Source organism: Verminephrobacter aporrectodeae subsp. tuberculatae (assembly GCF_026127385.1).
GTDB classification, from domain to species: Bacteria; Pseudomonadota; Gammaproteobacteria; order Burkholderiales; family Burkholderiaceae_C; genus Acidovorax; species Acidovorax aporrectodeae.
Genome location: NZ_QZCX01000001.1, coordinates 1,385,931 through 1,402,636 on the forward strand (window position 1 = coordinate 1,385,931; position 16,706 = coordinate 1,402,636).

A 16,706-nucleotide genomic window follows, 5' to 3' on the forward strand; every position below is an offset into this window, starting at 1 on the left:
GGCGATCTTGCCGGGTAGACCCCCGGCTCAGGGCAATTCCTTGTTTACCTCGGGCGCAGACGCGTCGCGCGGGCCTATGGTGTTGCCCAGGCGGCTTTTGAGCGACTGGGGCAGGCCCGTGAGCAGCGCGGCGTAGTTGGTGGTGTTGGACAGCACCTTCTTGACGTAGTCGCGCGTTTCGGCAAAGGGCAGGTTTTCGATCCAGATGGCGGTGCTGAGCACCGGGCCGTTGCGCCAGTTGCGCGGGCGCCCCGGGCCGGCGTTGTAGGCCGCCGCAGCCAGGGGCAGGGAGCCCGAGAAATCGTCGAGCACCAGTTTCAGGTACGTCATGCCGATGGTGATGTTCGCGTCGCGGTCGGTGATCTGGCCGGGGCTGAAGTTCGTCAGGCCGATTTGTCTGGCGGTCCAGCGGGCCGTGGCGGGCATGACCTGCATCAGCCCCGATGCGCCCGCGTGCGAGCGTGCGTCGAGCACGAAGCGGCTTTCCTGGCGGATCAGGCCGTACACGTACGCCGGGTCGATCCCGATGTCCCGGGCGCGCCCGAGCACTGCGTTGCGAAACGGCATGGGAAAGCGCTGGCCGGTGTCGACCACGCTCCGGGTGCGCTCGCTGGTGTTGATGCAGCGGTCCCACACCTCGCGCTGGCAGGCGAAGTCGGCCGCCGCGAGCAGCTCGCGGTCCGACATGCCGCCGCTCTGGTGCAGGTTGGTGGCGTAGTTCCACTCGCGCACGCCCTCGCTGCGCAGGCCCAGCGAGATGGCGTACAGCCCCCGGTTGAGCCCGGGGTTGGCGCGCGCGGCGGCCTTCTCCTCTGCGGTCAGGGGCGCGGGCGCGGGCGGCACCGAGATGCGTTCGCCCAGTTCCTCGAGCGCCAACTGCTCGTAGAAGCCCCGCGTCCCGGCAATGCCCTGCAGCAGTTGCCGGGCGCTCTCGTGCTCGGCGTCGCCGGGCTTGCCGGCGGGCAGCGCGGGGAGCGCGCGCCCTTCGAGCAAGGCGAGCGCCCTCCAGTACACCCAGGCGCTGTCCCGGCGGGCCTCGGGGCCCATGGCGTCCAGCGCCTTGGCGACGCTCCGCCAGCGGCCCGCGCGCAAGGCCGCGCGCACCTTCCAGACCAGTTGCTCGTCGCTCAGGTCGCTGTCCCGGGTGACGTTGGCAAAGTAGTCCACGGCGCGGCTGGAGAGTTTCAGCGCGGTGGCCTTGCCGATCGCGCCCCAGGCCGCGTTGCGCTCTTCGGGCGAGAGCTGCGCGCTCCATTGGCTGTCGAGTTGCCGGGCCGCACCGTCGGGGTCGCTGCCGGCCAGGCGGATCAGCGCCAGCAGCACCAGTTCCTGCCGCATGCGGCCGTGCGCCGCGCCCCGGCCGCGCAGGTATTTCTCGGGTGCATCGTGCAGTTCCTTGAGCTGCGCCAGCGCGTCGGGCGCGACGATTTCGAGCGCGTTGCGCACCACGCGGGGCCGACCCGCGTCCGCGCCCAGGCGCGCCTTGCGCCAGATGTCCAGCGCGCTGAGCTTGCCGGCGCCGTACAACTCGCCTGCCGCATGCGTGCAGCCGTCGTCGGCGTCGCGCAGCGCGTACCAGTTGCTGCGCACGTCCTGCGCCAGCGCAGCGTCCGCCCGGCCCCCGATGTGTTCGATGAGCAGCGCGTAGCAGCGTACCTCGCGGTCGTCGGACATGCGGAAATGCGGGAGCTGCTCGGCAAACCGCCCCCAGTCGCGGCGCTGGCCGAGCAGCAGCAGCCAGTCGTTGCGCAGGCGGTCCTCCTGGTAGCTGCCGGCGTAGCGCTGCATGAAGGACTCGACCTCCTGCGGCGTGGCGTCCTCCAGACGGCTCCTGAGTTCCCAGTAAGCGGCCCAGGGCTCCAGCGCGTGTCCGCGCACGGCGGGCAGGAGTTGTTCGAGCTTCTTGCGCTCGCCCTTGCGGAAAGCCTGCTGCATTTCCAGCAGGGTCGCGTCGCCCTTGTTTTGCGCCCGGACAAGGGGTGCGGCGCCCGCCAGCAGGGCGCTGGCGAGAAACGGTGTCAGAATCGCTGCGGAAAATTGCATGGAAGGGATTATCGGATGGACAAAGCCGCTCTCCGGCGCGCATTGATAGCAGAGCGCATGAACCTGCCCGACCGCCTGCTGCGGGCCGAGCACCTGCGGCAGGTCATGCGCATCTGGCTGGTGAACCGGTCCGACACCGTCATTGGCGCCTATTGGCCGATCAAGGGCGAATTCGACCCCCTGCCTGCCCTGCACCGCTGGAAGGAAGACGGCGAACTGCTCGACGAACCCCAGCTGCGCCGCATCGGCCTGCCGGTGGTCGACAAGCAGAACAAGACGCTGAGCTTCCATTCCTGGCACCCCGGTTGCCCGATGGAGGAAGACGCCTACGGAATTCCCAAACCCAAGGACACCGAGGCCATCGTCCCGACGCTGATATTCGTTCCCTGCGTGGGCTATGCACCGGGCGGTTACCGGCTTGGCTACGGCGGTGGCTTCTACGACCGCACCCTGGCGACGCTGCGGCCCAGGCCGTTCGCCGTGGGCCTGGGTTTTACGCACGGCTACCTGGATGACTTCGAACCCGGGGAATTCGACCTGCCGCTGGACACCATCCTGAATGACAATGGGGTGGTCTGGCCGATTTGACGCCGGCCTGCGGATTCCGCAGCGTTGCATTCTCCCTTCCCCCTCCCTTTTTTTGCGCGACAGGCCCCAGCATGCTCAAGCTCTACATCGGCAACAAGAACTACTCCTCCTGGTCCATGCGGCCCTGGGTGCTGCTGCGCCAGGCCGGCATTGCGTTTCAGGAAGTCCGCGTGCGCTTTGACAGCTTCCAGGCCGGCTCGCAGTTCAAGCGCAGCATCGCCGCCGTGAGCCCCACGGGCAAGGTGCCCGTGCTGGAGCATGGGGATCTGCGGGTGTGGGACACGCTGGCGATCGCCGAGTACCTTGCAGAAACCCATGCCGACAAGGCCCTGTGGCCTGCGGACCCCGGGGCACGCGCCCATGCCCGCAGCCTCTGCGCCGAAATGCACAGCGGCTTTGGCGCATTGCGCGGCAGCTGCCCCATGAACATCGAAGCCCGCCTGGCCGACACCGGCGCGCTCATCTGGCGCGACCAGGCGGGCGTGCGCGCCAACGTGCAGCGCCTCGTGGACATGTGGAGCGCCTTGCTGCAGGAGCATGGCGGCCCGATGCTGTTTGGCGCGTTCTCCATCGCCGACGCCTATTTCGCCCCCGTGTGCATGCGCCTTGCCACCTACGCCCTGCCCCTGCCGCCGCACATCGCAGACTACGTGCGGCGCGTGCAGGAACTGCCCGGTGTGCAGGCCTGGATCGACGACGCGCTGGCGGAGAGAGACTTCCTCGACTTTGAAGAACCCTACCGCCTGCGCCCTGCCCAGGGCTGAGGGCTCTTGTGCAACGCAGGCTCAAAGTCGCCGTCCTTTTTGGCGGCAGCAGCGGTGAACGCGACGTATCCATCGCCAGCGGCGCGCAGGTCGTGCAGGCCTTGCGTGCAAGAGGGCATGAAGTCCTCGCGGTCGACACCTGTTTCGGCTTGCTCCCGGCCAACGAGGAACAGCGCTATCTGAGCGCCAAGGTGGGGGAGGTGCCGCCCACGTCGGACAGCTTGGTGGCGCTGCGCTCCGGCCAGGACAATGTGCTCGGCAAAACCGAGTTGCGCGGCGTGGACGTGGTTTTCCTCGCACTGCACGGCGGCACCGGCGAGGACGGTACCGTCCAGGCGGCACTCGAACTGGCAGGCATGGCGTACACCGGCAGCGGAGTGCTCGGCAGTTCGGTGGCCATGGACAAGGATATGTCCAAGCAGTTGTTCGTCGCGGCCGGTATCCGGACGCCCGCGTGGCTGATGGCGCCGGTCACCGCGGACGAAGCGGGCCAACACCTGGGCTTTCCGGTGATCGTCAAGCCGAATCGGCAAGGCTCCACCATCGGCCTGTCCTTGGTGCGCGATGCGCAGGAATTGGATCGCGCGATTCCGCTGGCGCGGGAGCACGATCGCGAGGTGATGCTCGAGCAGTTCATTGCCGGGCGTGAGATCACCGTCGGCGTGCTGGGTTCGCAGGCGCTCTCGGTGGGCGAAATCGTGTTGGAGCCCGGCGCCGTGTTCCACTATGAGGACAAATACCAGGGGAGCACGCGCGAGGTGTTTCCCGCGAATCTGCCGGATTCCACGCAGGAAATGGCCCAAGCGGTGGCGCTGCGGGCGCATCGATTGCTCAAGCTGGACGGATACAGCCGCACCGATTTCCGATTGGATGCACAGGGGCAGCTCTGGTGCCTGGAGGTGAATTCGCTGCCCGGCATGACGGCCACGAGCCTGTTGCCGCAATCGGCGGCAGCCTCCGGCATCGACGTCCCTGAACTGTGCGAGCGCATCTGCGCGTTGGCTTTGCAGCGCCACTCCAGGTGACCGGCGGCGTGTGTTGGTCCGGACGAACCGGCCTCACCGCATGGGCTTGCCGGGTGGCGCGGGAGCAGACTGAACGATCGCTGCAATGGCCTGCGCCGTCGCCTGTGCGGCGCCGCGGTGCGCGCCGGCAAAGCGCGTGGCGCGCGCGCTGGCCGCGCCCTGTTGCGCGGCATCGTGCACCCACTGCGTGGCCAGTGCCATGCCCGCGGCCATGTGCGCAACGCGCTGCGCCGCGCCGGCCGCGCAGGCGAGTTCGGCGGCCTGGGCAAAGTTGAAGGTGTGCGGGCCGAGCAGCACGGGGCAGCCGCAGGCGGCGGCCTCTATCAGGTTCTGACCGCCCAGCGGCGCAAAGCTGCCCCCGAGCAGGGCGGCGTCGGCCAGACCGTAGTAGAGCGCCATCTCGCCCAGAGAGTCGCCGAGCCACAGGTCCGCGGGTTCGGGCAGCGCGGCCCAGGCGCTGCGGCGCGAGACGCTCAGCCCCGCACGCTCGAACAGTTGCTGCACCGCGTCGAAGCGCTGCGGGTGGCGCGGAACGATGAGCCACTGCACGTCCGCAGCCTGGCCCGCGTCGGCGGCGGGATGCGCGCGCGCTTTCTGGAAATGCTCCAGCCACAGCGCCTCCTCGCCCTCGCGGCTGCTGGCCAGCATGAGCACCGGGCGGCCGGTTTGCGCGCGCCAGGCGCGGCCCTGCGCCAGTTGTTCGGCGTTCGGCAGCAGGTCGAACTTCAGGTTGCCGAGCACGCCGCGCACCTCGGCGCCCAGGCAGCGCAGCCGGGCTGCGTCCTCCCCGGTCTGCGCCCAGACGGCGCTCAGCGCGCCGTAGGCCGGCCTGGCCAGCGCCGCGAGCCGCTGCGCCCGGCGCAAGGATTTTTCGCTCAGGCGCGCATTCGCCAGCACCAGGGGAACGCCATGCCGGCGGCAGCCCGCGACCAGGTTGGGCCAGACCTCGGTGTCCAGCAGGACGCCGACCGCAGGGCGGAAGCTGCGCAGAAAGCGCGCCACCGCGCCCGGCGTATCCCAGGGCTGCCACACCTGCAGGTCACCGCTGCGCAGCAGTTTCGCGCCCTCGGCGCGGCCCGTGGCCGTGCCGTGCGTGAGCAAGAGGCGCATCCCGGGCAGTTGTTCGCGCAGCCGTTCGAGCAGGACGGCCGCCGCCCGGGTCTCGCCCAGGGAGACGGCGTGCAGCCACACGAGCCGGCCCGCGCTGCCGCCGGGTGCCAGCAGGCGGTCGATGGCCGCGGCGGGGTAGCGGCCAAAGCGCTCGTCCATGGCCTGCGCGTAAGCCGGCTCGGCGACGGCGCGGCGGCGCAGCTTGCGGCGCAGCAGCGGCTGCGCGCACCAGGTCAGCAGCGAATACAGCGCCCGCGCAGCGCTCATGCCGGCCGGTTGCGCACGCAGCGCGCCCGCAGCGCCGATGCGCTGCCCGTTGGCGCAGCGCTGCGTGGGGGGCGGGGCAGGTTCATGCGGCCTGCGTCAGTGGCCGACCGCAGCCAACTGGGCGTCGGGCTTGACCCGGAGCAGCAGGGCGCGCATCGTGGCCTCGATGCGCGCCAGGGCTTCCCGCGTGTGCCCTTCGAAGCGCAGCACCAGCACCGGCGTGGTGTTGCTCGCGCGGATCAGGCCAAAGCCGTCGGGCCAATCGACGCGCAGGCCGTCGATGGTGCTGAGCGCCGCGGGCGCCGCGAACAGGCCCGGCGCCAGACCCTGCAGTTCGGCCGTCAGGCGGTGCGCCTCGCCCTCGGCGCAGGCCACGTTCAGTTCCGGCGTGGAAAAGCTGCTCGGCAAGGCATGCAGCACCGCGCCCGGGTCGCGGCTGCGGCTCAGAATCTCCAGCAGGCGGCAGCCGGCGTAGGTGCCGTCGTCAAAGCCGTACCAGCGGTCCGTGAAGAAGATATGGCCGCTCATCTCGCCGCCCAGGGGCGCATCGCTCTCCTTCATGCGCGCCTTGATGAGCGAGTGGCCGGTGCGAAACATCACCGGCACACCGCCTGCTGCCGCGATCGCGGGCGCCAGGCGCTGGCTGCATTTGACGTCGAAGATGACCTCGGCGCCGGGCGCGCGCGTGAGAACGTCTTGCGCAAACAGTATCAGTTGGCGGTCGGGGAAGATGTTGCTGCCGTCGCGCGTGACGATTCCCAGGCGGTCGCCGTCGCCGTCCAGGGCCAGGCCCAGTTCGGCGTCGCTGCTGCGCAGGGTCGCGATCAGGTCGCGCAGGTTCTCGGGCTTGCTCGGGTCGGGGTGGTGGTTGGGAAAGTTGCCGTCCACCTCGGAAAACAGCTCGATCACCTCGCAGCCCAGCGCGCGAAAGATGGCCGGGGCCGAAGCGCCAGCGATGCCGTTGCCGCAATCGAGAACGATCTTCACCGGGCGTGCGAGCCGGACGTCGCCGACGATGCGCTCGCGGTACGCGGGCAGCACGTCGGCGTGGCGCAGCGCGCCGCCGGGCCGCGGGAGCCAGTTGTCCTGCTCCATGGCGCGGCGCAGGTCCTGGATCTCCTCGCCGTGGATGGCCCGGCCGCCGAGCACCATCTTGAAGCCGTTGTGTTCCCGGGGGTTGTGGCTGCCGGTGACCTGAATGCCGCTGGCGCACAGGGTGCTGGCGGCAAAGTACAGCAGCGGCGTGGTCACGGGGCCCAGGTCGATGACCTCGATTCCCGCATCGATCAGTCCCTGGATCAGCGCCGCCGACAGCGCCGGGCCCGACAGCCGCCCGTCGCGCCCCACCGCCACGCAGCCCTGCCCCACAGCGTGTGCCGCCGTGCCAAAGGCGCGGCCCAGGCCCCGGGCCAGTTCGTCGGTCAGAGGCGAGGGCACGGTGCCCCGGATGTCGTAGGCTTTGAACAGGGTGCGCGCGGCTTGCACGGGAGGGGGCTTTCGCGAGAGGCTTGCAAGGGAGCGCCGCATTCTACGCAGTGTTGCGCCAGAGCCTCGATTTGCCGGCGCGACCGATGCCGTGTGCCGCCTTGCGGGGCAGGACACTATGCGTAGGCGGCGCAGAGTTCGCCCTCGGCCTGCATGGTGTCGAATGCGCTGTAGTCGGCGTGCCAGGCATTGCCGGCGCGCAGCGTCAGCTGCGCCAATTCGACGAGCGTGGCCTTGCCCTGCTGACGCAGTTGCTCGGCGCAGCGCCCGAGGTCGGGGAAATGCTGCAGCGGCTCCCACCAGACGGCGCGCCCGGCGAGGAAGCCGTGCGCGCCAGCCGCGTAGGCGTACTCCATCACGCGCACGAATTGCGGCGACGTGACGCCGGCCGACAGCATGACCCAGGGAATGCCGGCGTCCTGGCAGATGCTGCCCATCCGATCGAAGCCGTTCTGCGCGGTGGTCTGCTGCGGACTGCCGTCGCGCACCGGCAAGGCAGCACCGGGAAGCGGGCTTTCGAGCTTGAACAGGTCAACGCCATACTTCGGCTGAGCGAATTCGCGCACGCTCTCGAGCACCAGCTCGGGCATCTTCTCGGGCGACTCGACGTAGTCCACCGTGTGGCGCGCGCTCTTCGGGAAGGGGTAGACCAGCAGTTCGAGCACCAGCGGGATGTCCCAGCGCCGGCATTCCTGTCCGATCTCTTGCACATAGCGCCTCTGGTGCGCCAGCACGTCGGGCTCGGCGTCGGGGCGGTACCAGGCGAGCACCTTCACGCCGTCGCCGCCGGCGCGTTTGATCTTCTCGACGCTCCAATCGACGATGGAATGCGAAAGCCGGCCGCCGGGCGTGTCCCGAAAGCGATGGTCTTCCAAGGTCACGACCAGGCCGGTGTGTGGAGGGAGCTTTTGCAACGCGGCGGGAAACGCGTAGTTCGGATCGAACAGCATCGCGCTCGCATGCGCGCCGAGCGCATCGACCAGCAGGCGCTTGATCGCGACCATGTCGGCAAAGCCCACGTCGGCCGGCGCAATGCCGCGCTTGGCGGCGATGAGGGCGGTGATGGGCGGGCGCTGGTCCAACGCCACCATCGTGAAATGGCCCTCGGGGGTGGCCATGCGGCGCAGCCCCCATTTTTTTCCAAGTCGCAGTTCGGCAGTCACGGGGGTTTACTCCTTCAAATGGTCGAGCAAAGAGATCGCGGTCGCGAAATCAGGCACCCCCGCGCGTCCTCCCGGACGGGTGCACTTGATCGCCGCCACCGCGGCAGAGAACTGGAGCGCGCGGCGCACGGGCCAGCCGGCGCCAAGCCCAAGGGCCAGCGCGCCGTGAAACACGTCGCCGGCGCCCGTGGTATCGACGGCGTCCACTTGGAATACCGGCAGGCGCTGCACGCCATCGGCGTCGGCCCAGACCAGGCCATGCGCGCCGAGCGTGACGGCCGCGAGCCGGCAGCCATGGGCGAGAACGAAGCGCAGCCGGTCTTCGACGCTGCGCCCCGGGGGCGCGTAGCCTTCCAGACCGGGTTCGGAGAACACCGCATGGTCGGTGTGCGGCAGCAGGCCGTCGAACACTGCGGCGTCGGCCACGTCGCCGTCGAGGACGGTCGGAATGCCGTGCGCACGGGCGGCGCGAAACAGCGCCGACGCCCCCTCGGGCCAGCGCGGGTCAGCCAGCACCGCGTCGGCCTGCGCGACTTCTTCGAGCGGCAGCCAGCTTGCATCGACCGGCTGGTCGGCGCCGCGGAAGTTGACGATCATGCGCTCGCCCTGCGCATCGACCACGACGCCGGAGACCGAGGAGCGCGCGCCTTCGAACAGCCTGAACTGGCGCACGTCGACACCGAGGGCGGCGAGCTGGGCTTTCATTTCATGGCCCGCGCCGTCCTGCCCGGCGCGGCCCCAGAAGTGCACCTCGGCGCCCAATCGGGCGGCGGCCGCAGCGGCATTCGCGGCCATGCCGCCACCGCCCGTGTGCAGGTCGTCGGCGCGGGTCTTGCCTGCGCCCTTGGGCAGCGCATCGACCTTCCACGTGATGTCCAGCGCCGACAGGCCCAGGCAGATGAGCCGGGGGCGCGCAAGGGCGCCATGTTGCGCGCTCGGCAGCGTCGGGGCTTTCCGTTGCATGCCGGTGTCAGCGCAGAACGGCGCCGTCGGTGGTGTGGAAGAGGTGGCTCTTGTCCATCTCGAAGCCCAGCGTGATCGCGTTGCCGGGCCGCACGGGCAGGTCTGGCTGGGCGCGCACCACGTAGCGTGTGCCGCCGCGGTCGAAGTACACCAGCGTGTCGGAGCCCAGGGGCTCGACCACGCTGACCTGCACGCGCAGTCCCGGCGCGTCGCCCGACAGCACCTGCATGTGCTCGGGCCGCACGCCGAGCGTGGCCGATCCGGTCACGCCGGCGCAGCGCGGCGGCATGGGGAACGGCGTGCCGTCGTCCATGCGCACGTGCGTGCCCTCGGCCCGTACGGCGAAGAAATTCATGGTCGGCGAGCCCATGAAGCCGGCGACGAACTGGTTCGCGGGTGACTTGTAGACTTCCTCGGGCGTGCCGAACTGCTGCACCACGCCTGCCCTGAGCACCACGATGCGATCGGCCATGGTCATGGCCTCCACCTGGTCGTGGGTGACGAAGACCATGGTGGTCCGGAGCTGTTGCGCCAGCGCCTTGATCTCCGTGCGCACCTCGCCACGCAGCTTGGCATCGAGGTTCGACAGCGGCTCGTCGAACAGGAACACCTTGGGATTGCGCACCATCGCGCGGCCCATCGCCACGCGCTGGCGCTGGCCGCCCGAGAGCGCCTTGGGCTTGCGGTCGAGGTAGGGCGCGATGCGCAGCATGCCGGCCGCGCGGTCCACGCGGCGCCGGATCTCGTCCTTCGGGGTGTTGCGCATCTCCAGGCCGAAGCCCATGTTGTCGCGCACCGTCATGTGGGGATAGAGCGCGTAGTCCTGGAACACCATCGCGATGTCGCGCTGCGCCGGCGGCACGTCGTTCACACGCCTGTCGCCGATGAAGAGATCGCCGCCGTCCACCGGCTCCAGGCCCGCGATGATGCGTAGCAGGGTGGACTTGCCGCAGCCCGAGGGGCCGACGAAGACCACGAACTCCTCGTCGCGGATGTCGAGGTCGAGCGAGGGAATCACGGACACTTCGCCGAAGCGCTTGACCAGCCCGTGCATGCGGATTGCCGCCATGCTCGTGCGCCTCAGGCAAACGCCAGCAGGGGCTTGACGAGCTCGCCCGCAGCGAAGCGGCGAAACATCTCGGGCAGCTGATGGATGCCGAACTGGGCATCGACCAGCTTGCGGTAGCGGGCCTTCCTGCTGCGCAGCAGCTCCACGTTGAGCGGGAAGTCGGACTTCGGAAAGTAGAAGGTCCGCACCATGTAGAAATCCTTGCGGCGAATCGCCTTGTTCTCCTGAACAGGCCAGGGCTTGTCGTTCTCGCCGATGAGAATGAGCACGCCGCGCGGCAGCACGATCTCCATGCCGAGGCTGCGTGCGGCGTGCGCGCCGCTGCATTCGACGATGAGCTGGAAGCGCTTGCTGGCGTCACCCGCCGGGTGCCGCTTGGCGCCGAAGGACTCGGCCAGTTGCAGCCGCTCTTCCCTCGGGTCGGACACGTGGACGTCGGTGTAGCCAATGTTCTGCAGCGCGATCAGCGCGCCGATGCCGACCGGCCCCGCGCCCGTCACCAGCACCGCGCCCGTCGCCTTGGGCGGCAGCAGCGGCTGGACGAAGCGGATGCCGTGCGCCGCGGTGCCGATGGTGTCGAGCAACAGCGGCGCGAGTTCGTCTTCGATGTCGTCGGGCACGGGCAGCAGGCACTGCTCGGGCACCGCCAGGTATTCGGCGTAGCCGCCCGGACGGTTCCAGCCGATCAGCACGGATTCGCTGAGGCACATCTGGGTGTCGCCGGCCAGGCACGATGCGCAATCGCCGCAATGCACCGGGATGTAGACCAGGCAGCGCCTGCCGTCGAGCGCATGGCCCGGTTGCTGCGCCACGCCGAAGATCTCGTGGCCCGGCGTGCAGCGGGCGCCGCTGAGCCACAGCTTGGTGTCCGAGCCACACAGCGCGGTGCGGCGCACGCGCAGCAGCACCTCGCCTGCGGCCGGCCGGGGCATGGGCGTCTCGCCGACGGTGATGCGCTGGTCGCCATGAAAAATTGCAGCTTGCATGAGATGTTTCCTAGCCTTTGACCGCGCCCATCGAGAGCCCGGAGACGAGCCTGCGCTGGACGATGAATGCGAGAACCAGCGGCGGCAGCGCGATCAGGGTGGCCGCCGCCATCAGCGCGCCCCAGTTGGAGGCGCCCTCGCCGATGAAGTTGAAGGACGCCGCGATCAGCGTCTTGCTGTCGCCGTTCGACAGCACGAGCGCGAACAGGAAGTAGTTCCACGAGAACACGAAGGAAAGGATCGCCGCCACGACCACGCCCGGCATCACCAGCGGCAGCGCGATGCGCCACAGGATGCGTGGCACGCTGCTGCAACCGTCCACCTGCGCGCTCTCGAGCACGTTGCGCGGGATGTTGTCGAAGAAGGGCAGCAGCACCCAGATGACGATCGGCAGCGTGATCGCGGCGTGCGTGAGAATCAGCGCCCCGTAGCTGCCGATCATCCCGGCCTCGCGGAACATCACGTACCACGGCAGCAGGAAGAGCGTTCCCGGGGCCATGCGCGCGAGCAGCGTGACCGTGGCGGGCCAGGTGATGCGCGTCCACGAGACCGAGAATGCGGCCGGAATGCCCAGCAGCAGGCCGATGGCGGTCGAGCCCAGAGTGATCACCGTGCTGTTCCAGGCGTAGTGCAGGAAGGGCGTCGTGCCGAACAGCGTGCGGTAGTTCTCGAGCGTGGGCGAGAAGATCAGCTTCGGCGGGTAGGCCGTCACCTCGGCCGAGGGCTTGAAGGACGAGAGCAGCATCCACGCGATGGGCAGCAGGATCAGCAGCGCCACGAAGGCGATCTGCAGCAGGTTCAGGCGCAGCACGAGCCGGTCGTTCATGGCGGCGTCTCCCTCACCATGCGACGCGCCTGCGCGCCTGCGTAAGCACCATCACCGCGCCGAGCACGATGGCCGACAGCGTGATCATCAGCGCGCTCGAGTAGCCGATCTCGAACAGCTCGAAGCCCTTGCGGAAGCCGTAGATGTTGAGCGTGTTCGACGCGTTGCCGGGGCCGCCTTGCGTGGTGACGTAGATGATGTCGAAGAAGCGCAGCAGATCGACGCTGCGCAGGATGGCGGCCGTGACCAGCGTGGGCGCGAGCAGCGGCAGCGTGATGCGCCAGAAGGTCCTCCAGCGCGAGGCGCCATCGATCTGCGCGGCTTCGTACACGGTGGGCGGAAGCGATTGCAGGCCGCCGAGCACGATCAGCGCCACGTAGGGCGTCCACTGCCAGGTGTCGATCAGCGCCACGGTCGGGATCACCCATGCCGGCGAAGCGAGCCAGTCGGAGCGCGGCAGGCCGACGCTCTCCAGCAGGTAGTTGGCGGCGCCGATCGAGGGGTCGAGCACCACCAGCCACATCATGCCCACCACCACCGGCGGGAGCACGAAGGGCGAGATCATCAGCGTGCGCACGGTGCCCGAGAGCTTCCGCGAGCCGTGCAGCAGCAACGCGACCCAGGTGCCGAGCACGAGTTGCAGCACCAGCGACAGCAGGTAGAGCGCCAGCGTGATCCGGAGCCCATTCCAGAACTCGCCGTCGCCCGCCAGCTCGACGTAGTTCATGCCGAAGCTGAGCTTGGGCTTGTCGCCGAAGCGGTACTCGTGCAGGCTGAACCACACGGTGTAGGCGAAGGGGAAGGCGATCATCGCGGTCGTGAAGAGCACCGCCGGAAGGGAGAGAAACGCGAGTTGGCCGCGCGTGCCGATCGACTGGATCATCGATTCACCCCGCGAGAGCGCCGCCGCCGACTGCGCGCATACGATCAGTCATCAGTCTTTGGCGATCAGCGCGTCGAGCTGCTTGTCGGCGTCGGCGCAGGCTTGCGCGGGCGTCTTCTGGCCCAGCAGCAGTTCGGTTGCGGCCTGGCCGATGAAGTCGCGCGAGGCGGGGTTGGCGACGATGGGGTAGCCCACTTCGGAGGTGCCGGTGCGGCTCAGCTCATTCACGGCCGCGACCCACTCGGCGCGCACCGGCTGCTCGTCCATCCACGCCTTGTAGCCCGGTGACTTGGCCACGGCCGAGCGCGCAGGCGCTACGCCATCGAGCGCCAGCTTGGCCTGGATGGCGGGGCTGGTGGCCCACTGCACGAAGTACCAGGCGGCCTCCTTGTGCCTGCTGTGCGCCGACACCGACATCGTCCAGCCGATCACGGTGGGGTGCGAGCCGCCCGGGCCCGCGGGCAGCACGGCGACCGCGGTGTCGTTCAGGCGCGCGCCGCCGTCCATCAGGTTGCGCAGCTCGTTCGACGACTCGAAGGCCATCGCCGCCCGGCCTTCCTTGTAGAGCGAGGAGGTCTGATAGAAGTTGTAGTTCACGACGCCGGGCGGTCCGTAGTCCCTCAGCAGCTTGGCGTACAGCGCCAGCGAGGCCTGGCCTTCCTTGCTGCAGAGCTGCGACTTGCCGTCCCTCAGGTACTGCCCGCCCATGTTGTGCAGGAACACGCTGTACGTGAAGGGAAGGGCGGACCTGAGGCCGCGCGAAACGAAAGGCGTGACGCCAGGCACGCAGCGCTTGAGCTGCGCAGACACCGCGTCGAGCTCGGGCAGACTCTTGGGCAGCGTGACGCCGCATTTCTGGAACAGGTCCTTGCGGTAGTAGAGCACCGGACCCTCGACGTTCATCGGGATGCCGCTGAGCTGCTGGTCGTAGGTGGCGTCCTTGAGCATGCCGGTGCTGAGGTCGGCAAAGTCGTAGTCCTTGGCGCTGGCGTTCCGCACCAGGTCCGAGAGATTCGCGTACCAGCCGGCCCTGGCGAACTGCATGCCCTCGCGCGAGGGCAGCGACATGAACACGTCAACCTCGTCGCTGCGCGCGTTCATCACCGTGACCAGGCGCTGGCGCATCTGCTGCTCCTGGTAGGAATCGACCTTGAGCACCATGCCGGTCTGCTGCTCGAAGTCGGCCTTGTACTTGAGCAGCGCGTTGGCCACCGGGTTGTTGTTTGCAAGGAAGGTCAGGGTCTTGCCCTGGTGCTTCCTCCAGTGGAACTCCTGCGCGCAGGCGCTGCCGGCGCACGCGGACGCGAAGGCCACGGCGGCGAAGGCCACGGCGCAAGCGGCCGGACGGCGGAAGTCTGGGTTCATTTCTTGTCTCCTGTGGCGTCTCGAGGGCAGGTCATCGAAACGAGCGAATTGTTATGTAACCGTTTACAAAATTATCCGAACCAACGCACTGGGTGTCAACGCGCAATAGGATGGAGATTCCGCGCTCATTGCTAGGGGATTTCCCTTGGAATTGCCGAAAAACAGCCAGGTATCGTTTCCTGTAAACTGTTTCATCATGAAGCCGAAATCCGTGGGAATCCGGGACGTTGCCAAGCACGTGGGCGTGTCCACGGCTTCGATTTCGCGCACGCTCAACAACCCGGAGTCGGTGCGCCCCGAGCTGCGCGTGCGCATCGACGCGGCCATCGCCGAGCTGGGCTACATCCCCGACGCGGCGGCGCGGGCGCTGTCGTCGCGGCGCACGCGCACCATCGGCGCGATCATCCCGACGGTGGACAACGCCATGTTCGCGCGCGGCATCGAGGCGTTGCAGACCTACCTGTCGTTGCAGGGCTACCTGCTGCTCCTGTCCACGAGCGACTACGACCCCGAGACCGAGGCGCGCCAGGCCCAGAACATGGTCAGCCGCGGCATCGATGGCTTGATCCTGCGCGGCGACACGCATACCGATGCGCTGCGGCGGCTGCTGGCCTCGCAGCGCATTCCTTTCATCAACGTGGGCGTCTACCACCCCGAAAAGCCGTATGCCTCCGTCGGCGGCAACAACGAGGCTGCGGCATGGCGTGCCTGCCGCTACCTGATCGAGTTGGGCCACCGGAAGATCGGCATGGTCGCGGCCCTCTCTGCGAACAACGACCGTGCGACGGCGCGCGTGGCGGGCGTGCGCCGCGCGCTCGCGCAGGGCGGCTTGTCGCTCCGGCCCGAGTGGTACATCGAGGTGCCCTACCACCTCGATGACGCGCGGCAGGGTGCGCGCGCGCTGCTGTCCGCGTCGGACTGGCCCACGGCCGTGGTTTGCGGCAACGACGTGATCGCCTACGGCGTGGTGCTCGAGGTCGAGCGTCGCGGCCTGAACGTGCCGGGCGACCTGTCCGTGATGGGCTTCGACGACCTCGAATGGAGCCGGCACCTGCGCCCCAGCCTCAGCACCATACACGTGCCCACCGACGAGGTCTGGACGCGTGCCGGGGAGTATTTGGTCAAGTCGCTCGCGGGGCGGCCGGTGGCATTGCACCATGAAGTCGATGTCTCCCTCGTGGTTCGGGAGTCGACGGCAAGGCCCCGGCGGGCGCCCTTGCGTAAGAATCCCATTCAGGCACATCGCTCATGACAGGAGGAGGATTTCTTGGACTACGCCGAGCTCACAGACGGGACGCGATCCATCGCGGCGCACGATGAATGCAATGCAATCGACGAAGGACCCCTCAAAAAATGACTAGCTCATCGCTCGCGGGCCGTTCGGGCATCCCGCTGCTCTATCGCGAAGTCAAGAAGCAACTCATTGCAGATATCCAGTCGGGAGCCGTTGCGCCCGGCGGCGCACTGTCCAACGAAAGCGATTTGGCAAAACGCTTCGATGTCTCCATCGGCACGGTGCGCCGTGCGGTCGATGAGTTGGTGGCCGACAACATACTCGTGCGGCAGCAGGGCCGCGGCACCTTCGTCGGGCGCCTGGATCGTGCACGCTTCATGTTCCAGTTCTTCAAGATCGCCGCGCGCGACGGGACGCGGGAGTTTCCCCAGGTACGCCTGCATTCGTTCGCCAGGTCGCGCGCGACCCCGGGAGAGGCGAGGGCTCTGGCCCTGCAGGGGGCCGCGCCCGTCTTTCGGATAGAGAACATCCTGGCGCTCCAGGGGCGGCCGGTGATCCACGACCATATCGTGATCGCCGCGGCGCTGTTCCCGGGCCTGGGCAAGAGAATGTTCGAGCAACGCGCAGGGACCGTGTACGAGCTCTATCAGAGCGCCTTTGGCCTGACGATCGTGGGCGCAGACGAGCGCGTGCGCGCGCAGGCCGCGGGCGAGAGCAGCGCCCGGCTGCTGGGTCTGTCCCCCGGGGATTCGGTACTTCGCATCGAGCGTCTGGCGCTCACCTTCGATAACAAGCCGGCGGAGTTTCGCGTGTCCATTGTGGACACGCGGGAGTTCGACTACGTCTCCAGCGCGCAGCCAACGGCATGACGGACCGCGCGGCCAGGGCGCGCCGTTTGCTCCAGGCGGGCACGCGCAGGCATGACGCAGGCATGA

At 68.5% G+C, this 16,706-nt stretch carries 15 protein-coding genes; 5 read left to right on the top strand and 10 right to left on the bottom strand.

The window, feature by feature from the left end:
• Window positions 1-27: 27 nt before the first annotated feature.
• Window positions 28-2,043 carry a lytic transglycosylase domain-containing protein gene (locus D5041_RS06055; RefSeq protein WP_265284090.1) on the bottom strand — a complete coding sequence of 672 codons (2,016 nt, stop codon included), beginning with the start codon at window positions 2,041-2,043 and terminating at the stop codon, window positions 28-30.
• A gap of 15 nt (window positions 2,044-2,058) precedes the next feature.
• Here D5041_RS06055 and D5041_RS06060 point away from each other — a divergent pair, with 15 nt between their 5' ends.
• The 3 genes from D5041_RS06060 (at window position 2,059) to D5041_RS06070 (ending at window position 4,420) form a co-directional block, all read left to right on the top strand.
• Complete coding sequence (locus D5041_RS06060) at window positions 2,059-2,631, top strand: 5-formyltetrahydrofolate cyclo-ligase (protein ID WP_265284091.1); 573 nt, start codon at window positions 2,059-2,061, stop codon at window positions 2,629-2,631.
• A gap of 71 nt (window positions 2,632-2,702) precedes the next feature.
• Window positions 2,703-3,395, top strand: a complete 693-nt coding sequence (locus D5041_RS06065) for a glutathione S-transferase family protein (protein ID WP_265257981.1) — start codon at window positions 2,703-2,705, stop codon at window positions 3,393-3,395.
• A gap of 8 nt (window positions 3,396-3,403) precedes the next feature.
• The gene (locus D5041_RS06070; RefSeq protein ID WP_265284092.1) at window positions 3,404-4,420 is read left to right on the top strand and encodes a D-alanine--D-alanine ligase family protein; all 1,017 of its coding nucleotides are present in this window, start codon (window positions 3,404-3,406) and stop codon (window positions 4,418-4,420) included.
• Between the two features lie 33 nt (window positions 4,421-4,453).
• Here D5041_RS06070 and D5041_RS06075 read toward each other — a convergent pair whose 3' ends face one another.
• From D5041_RS06075 to D5041_RS06115, 9 genes are all read right to left on the bottom strand, one after another.
• Window positions 4,454-5,797 carry a 3-deoxy-D-manno-octulosonic acid transferase gene (locus tag D5041_RS06075; RefSeq protein WP_265284093.1) on the bottom strand — a complete coding sequence of 448 codons (1,344 nt, stop codon included), beginning with the start codon at window positions 5,795-5,797 and terminating at the stop codon, window positions 4,454-4,456.
• A gap of 96 nt (window positions 5,798-5,893) precedes the next feature.
• Entirely contained in the window at window positions 5,894-7,324 is a 1,431-nt protein-coding gene (locus D5041_RS06080; RefSeq protein ID WP_407702229.1) for a phosphomannomutase/phosphoglucomutase, read from the bottom strand.
• Between the two features lie 74 nt (window positions 7,325-7,398).
• Window positions 7,399-8,445, bottom strand: a complete 1,047-nt coding sequence (locus tag D5041_RS06085; protein WP_236610684.1) for a tagatose 1,6-diphosphate aldolase — start codon at window positions 8,443-8,445, stop codon at window positions 7,399-7,401.
• A 6-nt stretch (window positions 8,446-8,451) separates the two neighbouring features.
• A complete protein-coding gene (locus D5041_RS06090) occupies window positions 8,452-9,408 on the bottom strand; it encodes a PfkB family carbohydrate kinase (RefSeq protein ID WP_265284095.1) in 957 nt (318 codons plus the stop codon).
• A gap of 7 nt (window positions 9,409-9,415) precedes the next feature.
• Window positions 9,416-10,477 (bottom strand): ABC transporter ATP-binding protein, encoded by a 1,062-nt coding sequence (locus D5041_RS06095; protein WP_010103329.1) that lies wholly within the window; start codon window positions 10,475-10,477, stop codon window positions 9,416-9,418.
• A gap of 11 nt (window positions 10,478-10,488) precedes the next feature.
• On the bottom strand, window positions 10,489-11,463 hold the full coding sequence (locus D5041_RS06100; protein WP_265284096.1) for an alcohol dehydrogenase catalytic domain-containing protein: 975 nt from the start codon (window positions 11,461-11,463) through the stop codon (window positions 10,489-10,491).
• Window positions 11,464-11,473: 10 nt separating this feature from the next.
• Window positions 11,474-12,289 carry a carbohydrate ABC transporter permease gene (locus D5041_RS06105; RefSeq protein ID WP_010103327.1) on the bottom strand — a complete coding sequence of 272 codons (816 nt, stop codon included), beginning with the start codon at window positions 12,287-12,289 and terminating at the stop codon, window positions 11,474-11,476.
• A 13-nt stretch (window positions 12,290-12,302) separates the two neighbouring features.
• Window positions 12,303-13,172: a carbohydrate ABC transporter permease gene (locus tag D5041_RS06110; RefSeq protein WP_010103325.1), complete on the bottom strand. Its 870-nt coding sequence runs from the start codon at window positions 13,170-13,172 to the stop codon at window positions 12,303-12,305.
• 51 nt (window positions 13,173-13,223) lie between these two features.
• On the bottom strand, window positions 13,224-14,537 hold the full coding sequence (locus D5041_RS06115; RefSeq protein ID WP_265284097.1) for an ABC transporter substrate-binding protein: 1,314 nt from the start codon (window positions 14,535-14,537) through the stop codon (window positions 13,224-13,226).
• 196 nt (window positions 14,538-14,733) lie between these two features.
• On the opposite strand from D5041_RS06115, the gene D5041_RS06120 reads away from it, so the two are divergent.
• Both D5041_RS06120 and D5041_RS06125 read left to right on the top strand, forming a co-directional pair.
• Window positions 14,734-15,789, top strand: a complete 1,056-nt coding sequence (locus tag D5041_RS06120; RefSeq protein ID WP_010103321.1) for a LacI family DNA-binding transcriptional regulator — start codon at window positions 14,734-14,736, stop codon at window positions 15,787-15,789.
• A gap of 101 nt (window positions 15,790-15,890) precedes the next feature.
• Window positions 15,891-16,640 carry a GntR family transcriptional regulator gene (locus D5041_RS06125; protein WP_265284098.1) on the top strand — a complete coding sequence of 250 codons (750 nt, stop codon included), beginning with the start codon at window positions 15,891-15,893 and terminating at the stop codon, window positions 16,638-16,640.
• Window positions 16,641-16,706 lie beyond the last annotated feature (66 nt).